The organism is Curtobacterium sp. MMLR14_002 (assembly GCF_001864975.1).
GTDB classification, from domain to species: domain Bacteria; phylum Actinomycetota; class Actinomycetes; order Actinomycetales; family Microbacteriaceae; genus Curtobacterium; species Curtobacterium flaccumfaciens.
The window spans coordinates 23,601-40,332 of record NZ_MJGT01000047.1; the positions used below are offsets into that span (position 1 = coordinate 23,601).

At 68.6% G+C, this 16,732-nt stretch carries 11 protein-coding genes; 9 read left to right on the forward strand and 2 right to left on the reverse strand.

Annotated elements, in window-relative coordinates:
• Positions 1 to 172 precede the first annotated feature (172 nt).
• The gene (locus tag BIU91_RS04585) at positions 173 to 1,090 is read left to right on the forward strand and encodes a GNAT family N-acetyltransferase (protein WP_216099643.1); all 918 of its coding nucleotides are present in this window, start codon (positions 173 to 175) and stop codon (positions 1,088 to 1,090) included.
• Positions 1,091 to 1,110: 20 nt separating this feature from the next.
• On the opposite strand, the gene BIU91_RS04590 is transcribed toward BIU91_RS04585, so the two are convergent.
• The gene (locus BIU91_RS04590; protein ID WP_171907777.1) at positions 1,111 to 1,920 is read right to left on the reverse strand and encodes an aminoglycoside phosphotransferase family protein; all 810 of its coding nucleotides are present in this window, start codon (positions 1,918 to 1,920) and stop codon (positions 1,111 to 1,113) included.
• 280 nt (positions 1,921 to 2,200) lie between these two features.
• Between BIU91_RS04590 and BIU91_RS04595 the strand changes: the two genes are divergently transcribed.
• The 8 genes from BIU91_RS04595 (at position 2,201) to BIU91_RS04635 (ending at position 15,877) form a co-directional block, all read left to right on the forward strand.
• Positions 2,201 to 6,706: an RHS repeat-associated core domain-containing protein gene (locus BIU91_RS04595; RefSeq protein WP_171907778.1), complete on the forward strand. Its 4,506-nt coding sequence runs from the start codon at positions 2,201 to 2,203 to the stop codon at positions 6,704 to 6,706.
• A gap of 1,614 nt (positions 6,707 to 8,320) precedes the next feature.
• The gene (locus BIU91_RS04605) at positions 8,321 to 9,037 is read left to right on the forward strand and encodes a GntR family transcriptional regulator (protein WP_017887786.1); all 717 of its coding nucleotides are present in this window, start codon (positions 8,321 to 8,323) and stop codon (positions 9,035 to 9,037) included.
• Between the two features lie 93 nt (positions 9,038 to 9,130).
• Complete coding sequence (locus tag BIU91_RS04610) at positions 9,131 to 10,153, forward strand: TIM barrel protein (protein ID WP_071404414.1); 1,023 nt, start codon at positions 9,131 to 9,133, stop codon at positions 10,151 to 10,153.
• Entirely contained in the window at positions 10,150 to 11,103 is a 954-nt protein-coding gene (locus BIU91_RS04615) for a 3-hydroxyacyl-CoA dehydrogenase family protein (protein ID WP_071404415.1), read from the forward strand. Before BIU91_RS04610 ends, BIU91_RS04615 begins: the two co-directional genes overlap by 4 nt.
• Positions 11,104 to 11,118: 15 nt before the next feature.
• Positions 11,119 to 11,904, forward strand: a complete 786-nt coding sequence (locus BIU91_RS04620) for an SDR family oxidoreductase (RefSeq protein ID WP_071404416.1) — start codon at positions 11,119 to 11,121, stop codon at positions 11,902 to 11,904.
• Positions 11,905 to 12,024: 120 nt separating this feature from the next.
• On the forward strand, positions 12,025 to 13,416 hold the full coding sequence (locus BIU91_RS04625) for an MFS transporter (RefSeq protein ID WP_071404417.1): 1,392 nt from the start codon (positions 12,025 to 12,027) through the stop codon (positions 13,414 to 13,416).
• Entirely contained in the window at positions 13,413 to 15,119 is a 1,707-nt protein-coding gene (locus BIU91_RS04630) for a dihydroxyacetone kinase family protein (protein WP_071404418.1), read from the forward strand. Before BIU91_RS04625 ends, BIU91_RS04630 begins: the two co-directional genes overlap by 4 nt.
• Positions 15,116 to 15,877 carry a triose-phosphate isomerase family protein gene (locus tag BIU91_RS04635; protein ID WP_071404419.1) on the forward strand — a complete coding sequence of 254 codons (762 nt, stop codon included), beginning with the start codon at positions 15,116 to 15,118 and terminating at the stop codon, positions 15,875 to 15,877. Before BIU91_RS04630 ends, BIU91_RS04635 begins: the two co-directional genes overlap by 4 nt.
• Here the strand turns inward: BIU91_RS04635 and BIU91_RS04640 are convergent.
• Positions 15,870 to 16,712, reverse strand: a complete 843-nt coding sequence (locus BIU91_RS04640; RefSeq protein WP_071404420.1) for an NAD(P)H-binding protein — start codon at positions 16,710 to 16,712, stop codon at positions 15,870 to 15,872. The genes BIU91_RS04635 and BIU91_RS04640 overlap by 8 nt on opposite strands.
• Between the last annotated feature and the right edge of the window lie 20 nt (positions 16,713 to 16,732).

Consider the following 16,732-nt stretch of genomic DNA (forward strand, 5'->3'; position numbering starts at 1 on the left):
GGGGCGCTCGGTCTGGTGCGAGGTTCCGTCCTCCGTGCGGCGCACGTGCCCCCGCACCGAGTACGGAACCTCGCACGGGCCGTGGGCCCCCTCGCACCGTGCGAGCCGCGGCACGGCGTCACCGGGTGCAACGATGCGCCGGCGGCGCTCGCCGCAGGCGGAGAATGGTGGGATGACGACGACTGCGCCGACCTCGACCGCGCTGCCCCGACCCGGAGAGGTCCTCGTGGCCTCGGCAGCGGACGTCGAGCTGGTCGTCCACCGTGCCGCGAACCACTACGCCTCCGGTGTCGTCGCGGACACCGCCGGGTGGGCGGACGGCGATCGACGGCGGATCGAGGACCTCGGGTTCCGCGGCGGAGACTCCCGCGGCGAGGCACTCCGGACGCTCGACCTGACCATCGCCGACGACGGCACCCCGACACGCATGCTCGACGCACCCGCCATGGCCGCGCTGAACAGCCACCACGCGCGGTTCGCCGAGCGGCGCGGCGACGTCGTCCGCTACCAGACCGACGTGTCGGTGTGGACGGGCATCCCCGAGCGACCCACCGCGCAGGACTGGGAGGACGTCCGGTCGCTGCTCGGGTCGGGAGGGATGCTCGGCGTCGGTGCGGCTGCCGTCCTGCCCGAGGGGTGGGAGCTCGTCGAGGGTGCCGGCGGCGTGCAGCTGACCGGCGAGGCGATCGAGGGTGCGCCGGATCCCGAAGCCGTCGTGCTGACGCCCGACGACGTGCCGGAGATGACCGCCCTGGTGGAGCGGACGAAGCCGGGGCCGTTCCTGCCGCGGACGATCGAGCTCGGCACGTACCTGGGCATCCGGCGGGACGGACGGCTCGTCGCGATGGCGGGGGAGCGCCTGCACCCGCCGGGGTGGGCCGAGATCAGCGCGGTGTGCACGGACGAGGCGTACCGGGGGCAGGGGTTCGGTCGGCGGCTCGTGCTCGCCGTCGCGCACGGGATACGGGAGCGTGGGGAGACCCCGCTGATGCACGCGGCCGCCGGGAACACCGGGGCGATCGGGCTGTACCAGCACCTGGGGTTCCGGTTGCGGGACCGTGGGGCGCCGCGGTTCGTGCGGGTGCCGTGAGCGGCGTCCGGGCCTGACCGTCAGAAGGCCGCGAGGGCGCGGCGGAGCATGTCGTGGCCCTGGGCCTCGAAGCCCTCGTCGCCGACCGCGTAGGCCCAGGTCGCGGTGCCCACTGCTTCGCGGAGTTGCAGCCAGCGCCACGCGTCCGCAGTGCGCGGGTCGTCGCCGTACCCGTCGAAGAACGCCGCTCCGAGGGCGGGATCGTGCTGCCAGTGGAGCACCGCGAGGCGGGTGAGGTCGAAGGACGCCGGGCGCCAGCCGAACCGGCCGAAGTCGATGACGCGGAGCCGTCCGTCGTCCACGATCCAGTTGCGCGGGTGGAAGTCGCCGTGGGTCGGGACGAGGGACTGCGTCGTGTGGTCGGTCGGGAGTGCGCGCAGTGCTGCTCGCGCGCGGGCGACCACGTCGTCGGGGATCCGGTGCGGGGCGTCGAGCGCGGCCAGTGCCTTCGCCTGCTCGTGCTGCAGGAACGTCGGGTCGTGGCGGGTGTCCTGGTCGTGCAGCCGTCGGAGCAGTGCTCCGGCCTGACGGTGGACGTCGGTGTCGTGCTCGTCCGGGGTCCCGAGGGCGAGGTGCCCGGGGACGCGTTCGAGCACGAGGACGCGGTGCTCCTTGTTCGCGGCGACGAGGGCACCGGTGTCCCCGCTGGCTCGGAGTGCGGCGGTGGCGGTGCGGTGTGCTTCGAGCTCGCGGGGGAAGTGGGTGTTGGTCGGGCCGGAGGCCTTCACGGTGAAGCCGTCGTCGCCAGCGCGGACGTGCAGGACCCTCGTGTCGAGGAGCCCCCAGGAGTCATCGGCCACGACGACGGCATCGGGGAGCGTCTGCTGCACGAACGCGATCTGCTCGTCGTCGAGTCCGGTGTCCCCCCAGTGATGGCGGCACGCTACCGTCCTGCTCCGCAGGGGGGTGGGGTGCAGGACCGCATCGGTTTCGTCCTGCAACTTTCGACCCCCCTATCTGGGGGAGCGAGCGTGAGGGATGCTCCGTACCGTTCTGATTGGTTGCACAGCGCCGTCATGGGGACTGCTGAGCTGGTGTGGCCATGAGGGGTTTTACCGCGTGTTCGCTGCGTCGTTGTCTGGTCGTGTTCGTGGAGTGATGCTGGCGGTGGTGACGTTGGTCGCGCTGCTGGGTTCGTTGCTGGTGGTGGTGTCACAGCCGACGCCAGCGCAGGCGGCGGTGACCGGGACGGGCGGGCAGTACGTGCCGATGCCCTCCAACGCCCGCGTGTTGGGTGGTGCGACGGAGAAGGGCGTGTTCCGCACCGTCAAGGTCGCCGGAGTCGCCGGACTGCCGTCGTCGGGGATCGGCGCGGTGACGATGATGGTCACGATCGCTGACCCGTCGGGGTCGGGGCAGCTGCAGATGCGCGCCGACGATGCCGACACGACGACGCTGATGATGATCTACAACTCCGGTGTCGGCGGGAACACGTCGAACACGGGTCTGCTCGCGGTCGCGGATGACGGCACGATCCAGGTGCGGACCGAGACGGCGCAGTCGAAGGTCATCATCGACGTCACCGGGTACTACACCTCGACGAAGAACGGTGTCTCCGCCGGTGGGTTCGTGGCGATGTCTCCCTCCCGTGTCCTGGACTCGCGTGGCGGCATCGGTGCCGCGCCGGGGCTGATCCCTGCTGGTTCGCAGCGCACCATCCAGGCGACCGGCTCGAACGGTATCCCGGCGGGTGCTGCGGCGGTCGCGGTGAACATCATCGTGATCAACCGTGAGGCCAAGGCCGGCTACGTCCGTCCCACCCCGACCGGTGAGACCCGCAGCACGGGTGTCCTCAACTACAACTCGAACGAGGGCCAGACGACCGCGATGAACGCGCAGGTCGCGTTGAGTGCTGACGGCAGGTTCAGCATCGACACTGCCGCGGAGGGCGGGAAGATCGACCTCGTCGTCGACATCCAGGGCTACTTCCTCAAGTCGAACCCGGGCGGTGGGTTCACCCCGCTGAACGGTCGCCTCATCGATACCCGCAACGGCTCGAGCATCGCCTCGGGCGCATCGTTCACGATCCAGGTCGGCGGCGTCCAGGGCGCTCCCACGGTCGAGGGCGGCCTGTCCGCGGTGGCCGTCACGTTCACCGCGGTCAACGACAGCGGTGCTGACTCGTACGCGAAGATGTGGGCCGACGGTGCGGCGGAGCCGGAGTCGTCTGCGATCAGCAGCGACGCGACGTCCAAGATGACGAACACGGTGGTCGCTCCGGTCGGTGCGAACGGGAAGATCCGCATCAAGAACATGGGCACGGCGGCGATGAACTACCTCGTCGACCTGCAGGGCGCGTACAACTCGCTCCCTGGTGGCCCGGGCAACACGAACCGGACCGGTCAGCGGACCTCGGCGACGACGTTGCCGTTCCCGATCACGGACCAGACCAACGCTTCCGTCGACGTTGGAACCGGCAACCTGCTGGTCACCACGTCGGCTATGTCATTGCCTGGGGCGACGAGCTCGACGCCGATCGGCGTCGCGTACAACTCGCGCAGCACCACGGTCGGGGACGTCAACACGATGGATGCGAACCGGTGGCAGTACAGCCTCGCCGGGGCGGGGGATCTCACCGCGAACGCCGACGGTGTCATCTACACCGACGCCGTGGGGACAGCGTGGCAGTTCCGGCCGTCGGGGGCGCAGGGTGCGTTCATCAGCCCGGCCGGTTTGCAGCAGACCCTGACCCGGGTGACGCCGGCGGGGGAGAGCTCGCAGTACCAGCTGAAGGGTTGGACGACGAACCAGGCCACGGTGTTCAACCTTGCGGGGCAGCCCACCAAGGTGAAGGACCGTAATGGCAACATCGTCGACTTCACGTTCGACACCGATGACCGCTACAAGCTGACCAGCCTCGTCTCCACCGCTGGCACGGCGGCGCAGAAGACCGCGACGTCGTCGTACGCGAACCGAACGCAGACCTTCACGCAGGGCTCCGGGTCGAGTGCCCGGTCGGTTTCATGGGCGAAGAACAGCACCGGCGACATCGCCACCTACACGGACGCCACCGGCAAGCAGACCACGTTCGGATACACCAACGGCGACCTCACCTCGATCACCGCACCCGAGGGTGGCGTGACGATGTTCACGTACGACTCGTCCGACCGGATCACCAAGGTCGAGCAGCGCAACACCACAGCCGGTTCCCCGGGCACCGCCGTGACACGGTTCTCCTTCAAGGACGACAACACGACACTGGTTGCAGACCCGCGCTCTGATCAGTCGGCAGCGATTGCGGACGCCAAGCACACCACGTACACGCTCTACGAAACCGACCTGGTGAAGAAGGCCGTTGATCCGGCGGACCGGGAGCGGGGCCGCGAGTACAACTCGGCGAACAACGGAGTCACCACTGCAACCGTCGGTAAGGAAGACGGCACGGGAGACTCTGCGCAGTCGGAGTCGACGAACGAGTACGGCAAGAACGAGAGCCAGTCGCTGACGAAGAGCACGAGCAGCTCCGGTTCGTCGTCGTCGGCGACCTATGACGCGCCGGGGGCTGCCAACAAGTACCTTCCGTCCTCGACTACCGATTCCGCTGGCGACAGCACGTCGTATGAGTACAGCGGTGTCGGCAATCAGACCTCGACCAGCACCGGTTCGGGTGCGGATGCGGCGAAGGCGGAGCTTGAGTACAACTCCGACGGAACCGTGAAGACCGCGACGGCACCCGGCAATGGCGGTAACCCTACGAAGTACGAGTACGAGAACAAGCAGCTCAAGAAGGTCACCGCACCGAACAACCCCTCGAGCAACACTGACATCGTCGGCGCGAAGGAGTACACGTACGACGCGTTCGGACGTGTCCGGACCCAGACCGACGGGCGCGGCAACACGACCACCTACGGGTACGACAACGACGACCGGACCACTTCGATTGCCTTCAGTGACGGCACCGCAACGGTGACCAGGTCGTACGACGGCAACGGCAACCTCCTCTCCGAGACTTCCGCAACCGGCACCATCACCAACACGTACGACCAGCGGAACCGCCTCACCTCCACGGTGAACACCGCCGGTGGCGGAACGGTCTCCTACGCTTACGACCTCGCGGGCAACACCGTCACGGTGACGGACGCGCAGGGGCAGGTGACCCACGAGTACGACCCGTCGAACGTGCTCACCGCGACGACGTACCCGACCACTGCGGGCACGGCGAAGCAGATCTACAAGGTCGACGACCACGGCCGACGCACCAATACATGGCTCGGCGCTCCCAGCAACGCGACCCCCGGTGTGGAACCGGCGTCGTGGACGGGGCACCAATGGGTTGAGTACGACTCCTCCGGCAAGATCACCCACATCAAGGCGTGGACCGGTAAGGACACCACGCTCGAGGTGAACACGAAGTACTGCTACCAGTTCGAGGCACCCTCTGACGGCACCTGCGACGACAGCGACAAGTCCAAGGACCGCAGCAAGCTGCAGTGGATCCGCGACGGTTCCGGGCAAGCCACGAAGTACGAGTACACCTCCGGCCGACTGACGAAGATCACCCAGTCCGGCGGCGACACCCCCACCAACTGGGCCTTCACCTACGACAAGGCCGGCAACCGCACCCGCGTCACCGCAACCAACGCCACGACGGAGGCGACGGTCAGTGACCAGCAGCTGAGCTACAACGCGCTCGGCCAGATCACCACCACCGGGTACGCGTATGACAAGACCGGCAACATGACTGCTTCGCCCGGTGCGACGTACACGTACAACGGTGCGCAGCAGATGACGTCCTCGACGAAGGACGGCAAGAAGACCACGTACGAGTACGCCGGTGCGGACATGAACAAGCTGCTTCACCAGGCGACTGAAGGGGGAGCGGAGTACGGCTATACCTATGGCACATCTGACTCGAACGGTGTCCCCGTGATCAGCAGCCGCGAGCTCGTCGGCACCGGTACGGCCGCGGTGATCAGTGACCCGACTACCGGTCAGCCGCTGGACTTGCGGACCACGGACGGTACGACGAGCATGTACGTCCTCGACGGGATCGGGAACCCGGTTGCATCCCTCAAGGACACTGGGACTGTCGCGTACAAGGTGACGTACGACGCATACGGCAAGGAGCAGGTCGCCGCCGACGGCGACAGCAGCGCGCAGTGGCAGCAGAACCCCTACGGGTACAAGGCCGGCATCCGCGCCAGCAACACCGACACCGGACTCACCAAGTTCGGTTACCGGTGGCAGTCCGCCACCACCGGCGCCTGGATCGAACGCGACACCCTCGACGCACCCCTCAGCCCGAGCAACGCGAATCGTTACGCATACGCAGGCGATGATCCGATCAACTCGATCGATCCGTCAGGCCGATTTGCATTCACAGGGGGAGTGACGGGTTGCTATTACGCCTGCCTATCGTTGGGCGTGGAGTTTGACCCGCAGGGTAACGTCGCTCTAACCGGCGGGTTCGGCGTCGGCTCTCCCGGTGTCTCAGCTTCAGGTGGGGCAACCAGCGGTGACGTCGGCACCGGGCATGGAGCCAGCGCTTCATGCTCCCTGGGGATCGGAAGCGCTAGTGTCTCTGAGAGTGGAGATGTCTCCGCGTCGTTTGGATCGAGTTACTCAACAGGCTTCTGTGCAGCGGAGTACGGTGGCAGTGTTCAAATTGCTGGCTGAGACTTGGGAAGGTTGATATGTATAGCGGAGATGGCGTCAATCCCATTGCTATGGCAATAATCGTGATTGTAGTGATTGGGATTATTGGCTATTTCATAACAAAGGCGCGTAGTAAAAAGTAGGCTATGCCTTCCGTTATGGCAATAGTAATTGCAGGATGGGCTCTTGGGGTAATCCTCCTGGGTGTTTCTGTCGTGTCCTTTGTGGTCGACTACCGGCGCACCGGTATCCTTTTTCGAAAGAAGATGCCAATGATGCTTGTTGGTGCTTTGGGTGGGTTACTAGGAGTCATAAGCGTATTCTCAGGAATCGCGTTGCAGGGCATGTGAGTGAAGCCCCTACCTTGTTGGGAGGGGCTTCGTCTCTTCTAACTAGACTGGCGCTCCGGCAGTTATTTAATTTCAGAGGCTGTCTGGTCCCACCTTTAATCTTGGGGGCTGGAGCGCTAACGCTTGGTATTATATCGATTGTCGTTCCAGGAGGGAGTCATATTGGAAGCGCTGGCTTACCAATATGGATGGTCGGCTTTGTCGTAGTGATTTTCTCTCTTTGGAGATTAGCTAGCGTTGCAATCGCGTACGTTAAGCGTCGGAGGTAGGGAAGTGGACATGCAGTCACAACGATCGCAGTCGGGTGCAGCCTCATTATTTGGTTTCGGTGGGTTGGTCCTTGCGGTGATTGGCGGCTACGTCGGCTTGCCTCTCTGGTTAGCAGCCTCCGGTGCCATCCTTGTTTCCTTTACGGCTTGGCTGATTTTCTTCGTGGTGACTCAACGCCATAGTTCGTCTGGACCCTCGGATTCAGATGGTAGCAATTTTGGGGACATTCCACCGTCTAATTGAAGAAGCTGCGTTGGCGTCGATCGACATGAACAATGGCGAGGAGCGTTAGACGTGGCACATCTCGGTGGTCAGCCGCCACCGAACGAGATCTGATGGCGCTCGGTCGTCGCCGGCGGTGAGGCGTGCGTGTTCTGCGGTTTCGGTCTGATGCCATCCGTAGTTCGCGACGACGACGTAGCTCTCGCCGCCGCGATCTTCCCGGATGCGTCCCCGTCCCAAGCCGTCGGTGAACACCTCTTCATCGATCCGAGTGAGGAGTTGCCCGACCCAGCCGGCAGCATCCTCCGGGCTACGAAACGTCCGCCGAAACCACCACCCGCACCGAGGTGGAATGGACCGAACACACTATCTAGCACATCAAGCGCCGTACCCCTAGTCCTCTTGGTGCTGTCCGTTGAGCGGTCCTCCACCGCTGCACGTTCCGGCTCCGACAACCACCACAACTCGGCAGTGTCCTACTTGAACAGGGCATTCCGGTATACGTGTCCGGCGAAGATTCCCAGTGAGGGGCGTCAGGCGCTACGCGCTCGAGCGGCCTCCGCAAGCCGCCTCGACCAGAGAGGGGGTGAAGTGGAACGATCGCATCCAACCGGCAGCCGTAATCTGACATAAGGGCGCCATATCGGCGCGCTAGGAGCGGCATTCGAGCAGGCCCATGGGCGACATGAGCGCGTGGTCGAGGCGACGTCAAAGCGGGTGACGGCCGTGATGGTGCAGCGTGGGCCGGGGGCCTCCCACCGAGCCCGAGTCGTGGATTCTCTAGGATCGACCCATGTCCACGACCATGCCCGGCTTCGGGACGGAGCGCATCACGCAGCTCGGCCTGCGCGACCGCGTCTACGACCGGGTGCTCGAGGTCCTGATGGGCCACGACGTCGAACCGGGCATGCGGCTGTCGATCGACGGACTGGCCCGCTCCCTCGGGGTGTCCCCGACCCCGGTGCGCGAAGCCCTGGTGCAGCTCGAACGCACCGGCCTCGTCACCCGTGAAGCGAACAAGGGGTACCGGGTCTCCCCGCCCCTGGCCGGCGACCAGCTCGAGGCCCTGTTCGACGCCCGGCTGATCGTCGAGAGCGGCGCCGTCGAGCTCGCGGCCCGCGGCGACGTCGACGGCCTGCGCGAGCGACTGGCGGCAGCGCTCGACGAGCAGGCTGCGGTGGCCGCCGAGGTCGCGTCCGTCGGTGCTGCGCACGCTCCGGAAGAACTGATGGCCCGCTTCTTCCGCAGCGACTGGCAGTTCCACCAGCTGATCTTCGACGCGACACGGAACCCGTTCCTCGAGGAGATGTCCGAGATCATCACGACGCGCGTGCACCGCATGCGGCAGATCGTCGAGGGTGGCGGGGACGACACGGATCGTGCGGTCCAGGAGCACCGGGCCATCCTGGAGGCGCTGGCTGCGGACCCGACGTCGGCCGTCGCTGCGATGCGGCTCCACATCGACGCCGTCCGGTTGCGTTCGCGCGCGGACGCGTCCCACACGAGCTGAGGCGGAGGGGTTGCGTTCCGGCGGCGTGCGAGTATCTTTCCTATAGGAAAGAGGTTCACCGCTGAACCACCACGACATGCAAGGGAGCATTCCGTGACCACTCCACAGGACTGGGTCGACCAGGATTGGGACCCCACCACCTGGACGTCGGGGACCTGGCCGATCGCCGCGTGCCTGCACGGGTTCGCGCAGGTCACCCGTGACGGGACGGCCTTCCACGACGCCCCCGCCGAGGTGTGGGACGAGGTGTTCGGGCAGATCGAGGCCGTCGGCTTCTCGCTCGCCGAACTCGCCGACAGCCACATCCGGCCCGCAGACCTCGAACCCTCGCGCCGCGACGAGCTGTTCGCCGTCGCGAAGGCGCACGGCATCGGCATCCCGTCGGTGCACCTGCAGCGCAAGAGCGTCATCCAGCCCGGGCACGAGGAGGAGAACCTCGCCTACGCCCACCGCACCATCGACGCGGCGGCCGAGTGGGGCATGCAGGTCTTCTCGACCGGGCTGCACCAGCCGTTCACGGACGCCCAGAAGCGCGCGCTGTGGTTCTGGACGGCGCCGGGCCCGAAGGACCCGGACGACCCCGAGGTCTGGAAGGCCGCGGTCAAGCGACTGCGGGAGCTCGGCGAACACGCTGCGAGCGTCGGGCTGCCGATGGCGCTCGAGCTGTACGAGGACACGTACCTCGGCACCGCCGACAGCGCCGTTCGCCTGGTCGAGGAGATCGGGCTCGACAACGTCGGGCTGAACGCGGACGTCGCGAACCTCATCCGCCTGCACCGTCCCGTCGAGGACTGGCGGGAGCTCTTCGCGAAGACCATGCCGCACACGAACTACCTGCACGTGAAGAACTACACGCGTGACGAGGCCGGCGACGGCAGCTGGGCGACGAGTGCGCCGAGCACCATGGAGACGGGCCTCATCAACTACCGCCAGGTCCTGCGCGACGCCGTCGCCGACGGGTTCCGCGGGATCGTCATGACCGAGCAGTACGGCGGGGACAGCCTCGGTGTCTGCGCCACCAACCAGCAGTACATCCGATCCGTCCTCGCGACGACGAAGCTCGACGCGACGGCGACCCCGACTGCAGCAACCAGCACCGAAGGAGCAATCCGATGAGCACCCTCGACATCGCCGTCGTCGGGTCCGGCTACATGGGCGGCGGGATCGCCCAGGTCCTCGCCCTCGCCGGCCACACCGTCCGGATCGCCGACGTCTCGGCCGAGATCGCCGAGCAGAACCTGGAGCGGCTGCTCGGCGAGACCGCGCAGTTCGTCGCCGACGGGCTGTTCCCCGAGGACGCCGTCGAACGGGTCCGCGCACACCTGAGCGCCGCCGAGTCGATCGAGGCCGCCGTCGCCGACGCGGACTTCATCGAGGAGGCCGTGCCGGAGAAGCTCGAGATCAAGCACGCCACGCTCCGCCGCATCAGCGAGGCCGCCCGCCCCGACGCCGTGATCGGCTCGAACACCTCGACGATCCTGATCGAGTCGCTGGCCGAGGCGGTCGTGGGCCCGGAGCGGTTCCTCGGGGTGCACTTCTCGAACCCGGCACCGTTCATCCCCGGCGTCGAGCTCATCCCGCACCCGACCACGAACGAGCACGCGATCGAGGTCGGCGAGACCGTCGTCGCCGCGACCGGCAAGCAGTCCGCACGGGTGAAGGACTCGACCGGGTTCGTCCTGAACCGCCTGCAGTACGCGCTGTTCGAGGAGGCCACGAAGATCGCCGACGAGGGCATCGCGAGCCCCGACGACATCGACACCATCGTGCGCACCACGTTCGGGTTCCGCCTGCCGTTCTTCGGCCCGTTCGCGATCGCCGACATGGCCGGACTCGACGTCTACGCGTTCTGCTTCGAGTCGCTGCAGACCCGCTGGCCCGAACGCTTCGCCACCCCGCCGTCGCTGCAGCAGCACGTCGACGCCGGTGAGCTCGGCACGAAGTCCGGCGCCGGGTACCTCGAGGTACCCGCCGACCGCACGCCCGAGCTCGTCGCCTACCGGAACAAGGCGTACGTCGCGATGCAGAAGCTCCTCGACGAGCTCGGCCCGGCACCGATCCACTGAGGCGGGAGGGACACCATGAGCGACCAGAACCAGTCAGCCGGCCAGCACCGGGACCGCACCGTCGTCCTCACCGGGGCCGCCTCACCACGGGGCATCGGCCGCGCCACCGCCCACCACCTGGCCGAGGCCGGGTGGGACGTCGGGATCATCGACCTCGACCAGACGGCGAGCGAGCAGGTCGCCGCCGAGATCCGCGAACAGCACGGCGTGCGGGCCGTCGGTGTCGGTGCGAACGTCGCCGACGAGTCCGCCGTCCGTGCGGCCTTCGACACGATCGAGGCCGAACTCCGGCCGATCACCGCGCTCGTGAACCTGGCCGGGGTCTCCTCCGCGCACGCCTACCTCGACCTGCCCGAGGGGGAGTGGCACCGGGTGCTGTCGATCAACCTCGACGGTGTGCACTTCGCCAGCCTGCGGGCGGCGGAGTCGATGGTGCGGTCCGGCTACGGGCGCATCGTGAACCTGTCGTCAGTCTCCGCCCAGCGCGGCGGCGGCACCTTCAGCAAGACCCCGTACACGGTGGCGAAGGCCGGCGTGATCGGCCTGACCCGTGGCCTGGCGCGCGAGCTCGGCCCGCGCGGCGTCACCGTCAACGCGATCGCCCCCGGTCCGATCGACACCGACATCATGGGCGGCACCCTGTCCGAGGAGCGGAAGGCCGCGATGGCCGCCGACGGCGTGCTGCCGCGCATCGGCACCCCGCGGGACATCGCCGCCGCGATCGCCTACCTGATCAGCGAGGACGCCGGGTTCGTCACGGGCCAGACGCTCAACGTCGACGGTGGCCTGTACATGCACTAGGGCCAGCCGCCCACGGAACGCGCGCCGACCGGGCGACGCGATCCGTGCCTCCCGTCCGGACGACCGAACCGACCGCCGGACGCCAGAACGACCGCACCGTGCTCGCAAAGGAGCGAACCCGTGTCACTACCCCCTGCCCCCGCGCTCGGGTCGACGAACGACCCCGGCCTCAAGTCCGCCATCGGCAAGGCGACGAAGCACCTCATGCCGATGCTCGTCATCCTGTACTTCGTCGCGTTCCTCGACCGCACGAACGTCGGCTTCGCCGAAGAGGCCCTGCGCGTCGACCGCGGCATCTCCGACGCCGCCTTCGCCCTGGGCGCCGGCATCTTCTTCATCGGCTACGCGATCTTCGAGATCCCGTCGAACCTGCTGCTCAAGCGGTTCGGTGCGCGCTTCTGGCTCGCCCGCATCGCCGTCACGTGGGGCATCGTCGCCGCACTGTTCGCCTTCACGACGAACGACACGATGTTCATCGTCCTGCGGTTCATCCTCGGAGTGACAGAAGCGGGGCTGTTCCCGGGCGTGATCATGTACCTGTCCGAGTGGTTCCCGAACAAGGTGCGCGTGCGCATGTTCGCGATCTTCTACCTGGCGCAGCCGTTCTCGCAGATGATCGGCGCCCCGCTGTCCGGCGGCCTCATCAGCGTCGGTGACCAGGTCACCCCGTTCCACGGCTGGCAGGTCATGTTCGCCGGCGAGGGGATCCTCGCGGTGCTGGCGGGCATCGCGGCCCTGGTGTTCCTGACGAACAGTCCGCAGCAGGCGAAGTGGCTCGAACCGGGCGAGAAGGCGTCGCTCACCGCGGCCATGGAGCGCGAGGACACCGCCCGCAGCGAGGACGGCCCGAAGGGCATCTGGCGCGCGATGGCCAGCGGGCGCGTCTGGTACTTCACGATCATCTACTTCTGCCTGCAGGTCGCGGTGTACGGCACGACGTTCTACCTGCCGCAGCAGGTGTCCTCGCTGCTCGGGCAGGACGTCGGCTGGCAGGTCGGTCTGGTGTCCGCGATCCCGTGGCTCGTCGGACTCGTCGCCTGCTACCTGATCGGGTCGCGTGCGGACTCCGTCGGACGTCGTCGTCGCTGGGGCACCCTGTTCTACGTCACGACCGGCCTGTCGATCCTCGGCTCGGCGTGGGCGGGTGCGAACGGGCAGCCGGTGCTCGGCATCCTGTTCATCACCCTGGCCGTCGCGAGCTTCCTGGCCGTCGGCCCGATCACCTGGGCGTACCCGACGGCGTTCCTGACCGGTGCCGCAGCCGCAGCGGGCATCGGCCTGATCAACTCGCTCGGCAACCTCGGCGGGTTCGTCGCCCCGATCATGCGCACCGCGATCAACGAGGTGGTGCCCACCGACAGCGGTGCGTTCGGCATCGTCTCGCTCGGCGTCCTGGCGTTCGTCGCCGCGGTGATGATCTTCTGCACCAAGTTCTTCCGCGGGGCCAAGGCCGACGAACTGCTCGACACCTCGCACGTCCGCACCACCGACCCGAAGGGCAGCAAGCGATGACCAGACTGTTCAACGACCCGGCGGACTTCGCCGACGAGGCGACCGACGGCTTCGTCGCCGCGAACGAGCGGTGGGTGCGGAAGGTGCACGGCGGGGTCGCCCGCTCCACCACGAGTCCCGACGGCACGGTCGCCGTCGTGATCGGTGGCGGCTCGGGGCACTACCCCGCGTTCGGCGGACTGGTCGGACACGGACTGGCCGCCGGTGCCGCGATGGGCAACCTGTTCGCCAGCCCCAGCGCCCAGCAGGTCACCGGGGTCGCGAAGGCCGCGGAGCACGGTGGCGGGGTGCTGCTCAGCTACGGCAACTACGCCGGTGACGTCCTGAACTTCGACGCCGCGGCGCGCACGCTCGAGGCCGACGGCATCCCGGTCCGGACGGTCCGCGTCACCGACGACGTGACGAGCGCCCCGGCCGACGACCGCGCGAAGCGCCGCGGCATCGCGGGTGACCTCTGCGTCTTCAAGGTCGCCGGCGCCGCCGCCGAGCGCGGGGACGACCTCGACACGGTCACCGCCGTCGCCGAACGGGCGAACGACCGGACGCGCAGCTTCGGCGTCGCGTTCTCCGGGTGCTCGCTGCCGGGCGCCGAGGAACCCCTGTTCACGGTGCCCGAGGGCCGGATGGCGGTCGGCATGGGCATCCACGGCGAGCGTGGCATCGACGAGACGGACGTGCCCACCGCCGACGGGCTGGCCGAGCTGCTGGTGTCCCGGCTGCTGGACGAACTGCCCGACGGCGTGACGCTCGAGGGCCAGCGGGTGGTCCCCATCCTGAACGGCCTGGGTTCGGTCAAGTACGAGGAGCTTTTCGTCGTCTACCGCTCGGTGCAGCGGCGCCTGGCGGACGCCGGCGTCGTCATCGTGGAGCCCGAGGTCGGCGAACTCGTCACAAGCTTCGACATGGCCGGGGTCTCCCTGACGCTGTTCTGGCTCGACGACGAGCTCGAGGAACTCTGGGCAGCACCCGCGGACACCCCCGCCTACCGCAAGGGCGGTGCGGTCGCCGAACAGCGGGTCGACCCGTCCATCGTGGCGGCGGACGCCGAGGGCGTCGGCATCGGCCCGGCGACCGACGAGTCCCGTGCGGCCGCCGAGCAGGTCGCCGCCGGGTTCGCCGCGGTCCGCGCCGTCCTCGACGAGCACGCCGACGAACTCGGGCGCATCGACGCCGTGGCCGGCGACGGTGACCACGGCATCGGGATGCAGCGGGGATCGCACGCCGCCGACGGCGCAGCCGCGGACGCGGTCAGCCGTGGTGCCGGTGCCGGCACCGTCCTGCTGGTCGCCGCGGATGCCTGGTCCGACAAGGCCGGCGGCACGTCCGGTGCGATCTGGGGTGCCGCCCTGGAGGCGCTGGGTCGCGTGGTCGGGGACGACTCGCGTCCGTCGGGCGCCACCGTCGCGCAGGGGGTCCGCGCGGCCACCGAGGCCGTGCTCGCGTTCGGCGCCACCGTCGGTGACAAGACGATGGTGGACGCCCTGGTGCCGTTCGAGGAGGTGCTCCGCACCCGGCTCGACGCCGGGGCGGCGCTCGCCGAGGCCTGGGGCGACGCCGTCCGTGCCGCCCGCGAAGCCGCCGACGCCACGGAGTCTCTGGTGCCGAAGATGGGCCGGGCGCGCACCCACGCCGACCAGGCCGTCGGCACCGCGGACCCCGGTGCGCTGTCCTTCGCCCTCGTCGTGGAGACGGTCGCGCCGTGATCACCGTCGGGGTGTCGCTGAAGACGTACTTCTCGCATGCCCGGACGCTGTCGTGGGCGGCCGAGGTCGCGGACATCGCCCGGCGACACCCCGCGGTGCGCTCGGGTGCGGCGTCGCTCTTCGTGGCGCCGACGTTCCCGGCGCTCGTGCCCGTCCGCGACCTGCTCTCCGGGTCGGGAGTGCTCCTCGCCGCGCAGGACCTGTCGTGGGCCGACGCGGGCGCGTTCACCGGCGAGGTCTCCGGCGCCGAACTGCGGGAGATCGGCGTCGACCTGGTCGAGATCGGGCACGCCGAACGGCGCTCCCTGTTCCACGAGGACGACGCGACGATCGCGGGGAAGGTGCACGCGGCCTTCCGCAACCACCTGCGTCCGCTGGTCTGCGTCGGGGAGTCGGACCGGGCCTCCGATCCGACCGAGGCCGTGGCGGCGGTGACCGCGCAGCTCGACCGGGCCGTCTCGACCGCCGTCGCGGACGGTCTCGCCGGACCCCTGACCGTCGCCTACGAACCGGTGTGGGCGATCGGCGCACCGGCACCCGCACCGGACGACCACATCGTGGCGGTGCTCGCCGGGATCGAGCAGCACCTCGCCACCCGGCCCGAGCTGCACGGCAGCACCGTCCTCTACGGCGGCAGTGCCGGACCCGACCTGCTCACGCGGGGGCAGGGCCGGATCGGCGGGCTGTTCCTCGGACGGTTCGCGCACGACCCCGCAGCGGTCCAGGCGATCCTCGACGAGGTCGCGGCGCTCAGCTGAGCTGGTCGCGCACCGGCCGTGGGGCGCGACCGAGCAGCTCGCCGAGCAGCGGATCGGTGCCGGCGAACAGGCCCCGCTCGGCGGCCTGGTACATGCCGAGCAGGAACCCGACCATGTGCGGGTCCTGCCCCGCGGCCAGCGCACGGGCACGCCACTCGTCCTCGCCCAGGGCTTCGAACCCGATCCTCCGACCGGACACCTCGGACGCCTGCCGAGCCAGGTCGGCGAAGGTCGGCGCGTCCGGAGCGGTGAGCGTCACCGGCCCGTCGAACGGCTGATCGGCGAGCAGGATCGCGGCGGCTGCCTCGGCGGCGTCCTCGCGGGCGGTCCACGACACCGGGCCGTCGACGGGGACGGACACCGTGCCGGTCTCCTGCCACGGGCCCGTCATCCAGGCGGCGCTGTGCGCGTAGAAGCCGTTCCGCAGGCTCGTCCACGGCAGCCCGGAGTCGCGGAGCAGGTCCTCGGTCGCGGCGTGGTGCGCTGCGGGCACGAAGGGCGAACCGTGCGCGGCGCCCTGGTGGCTCGTGTACAGGACCCGGCCGACGCCGGCGTCCACGGCTGCGTCGACCGCGGCACGGTGCAGCGCGACGGCGTCGGCGGCCGGGTCGCTCGACGAGACGAGCAGGAGCTGATCGGCGCCCGCGAAGGCTGCCGGCAGGGTCTCCGGTTCGGCGTAGTCGCCGCGGCGGACCTCGACGCCGCGGTCGGCGAACCGCTGTGCTCGGGCCGGCTCACGGGTCACCACCGCCAGGTCGGACGGCGCGAGGTGCTCGAGCAGGTGGTCGGCGGTCGCGCCGTTGAGGGCTCCGGTGGCCCCGGTGATGACGATCATGACTTCTCCGTATCGGTGGA

Bases quoted from the DNA above. Each gene is read 5' to 3' on its own strand.
- BIU91_RS04585 (WP_216099643.1), top strand. From the start codon at position 173: ATGACGACGACTGCGCCGACCTCGACCGCGCTGCCCCGACCCGGAGAG.
- BIU91_RS04605 (WP_017887786.1), top strand. From the start codon at position 8,321: ATGTCCACGACCATGCCCGGCTTCGGGACGGAGCGCATCACGCAGCTC.
- BIU91_RS04615 (WP_071404415.1), top strand. From the start codon at position 10,150: ATGAGCACCCTCGACATCGCCGTCGTCGGGTCCGGCTACATGGGCGGC.
- BIU91_RS04620 (WP_071404416.1), top strand. From the start codon at position 11,119: ATGAGCGACCAGAACCAGTCAGCCGGCCAGCACCGGGACCGCACCGTC.
- BIU91_RS04630 (WP_071404418.1), top strand. From the start codon at position 13,413: ATGACCAGACTGTTCAACGACCCGGCGGACTTCGCCGACGAGGCGACC.
- BIU91_RS04640 (WP_071404420.1), bottom strand. From the start codon at position 16,712: ATGATCGTCATCACCGGGGCCACCGGAGCCCTCAACGGCGCGACCGCC.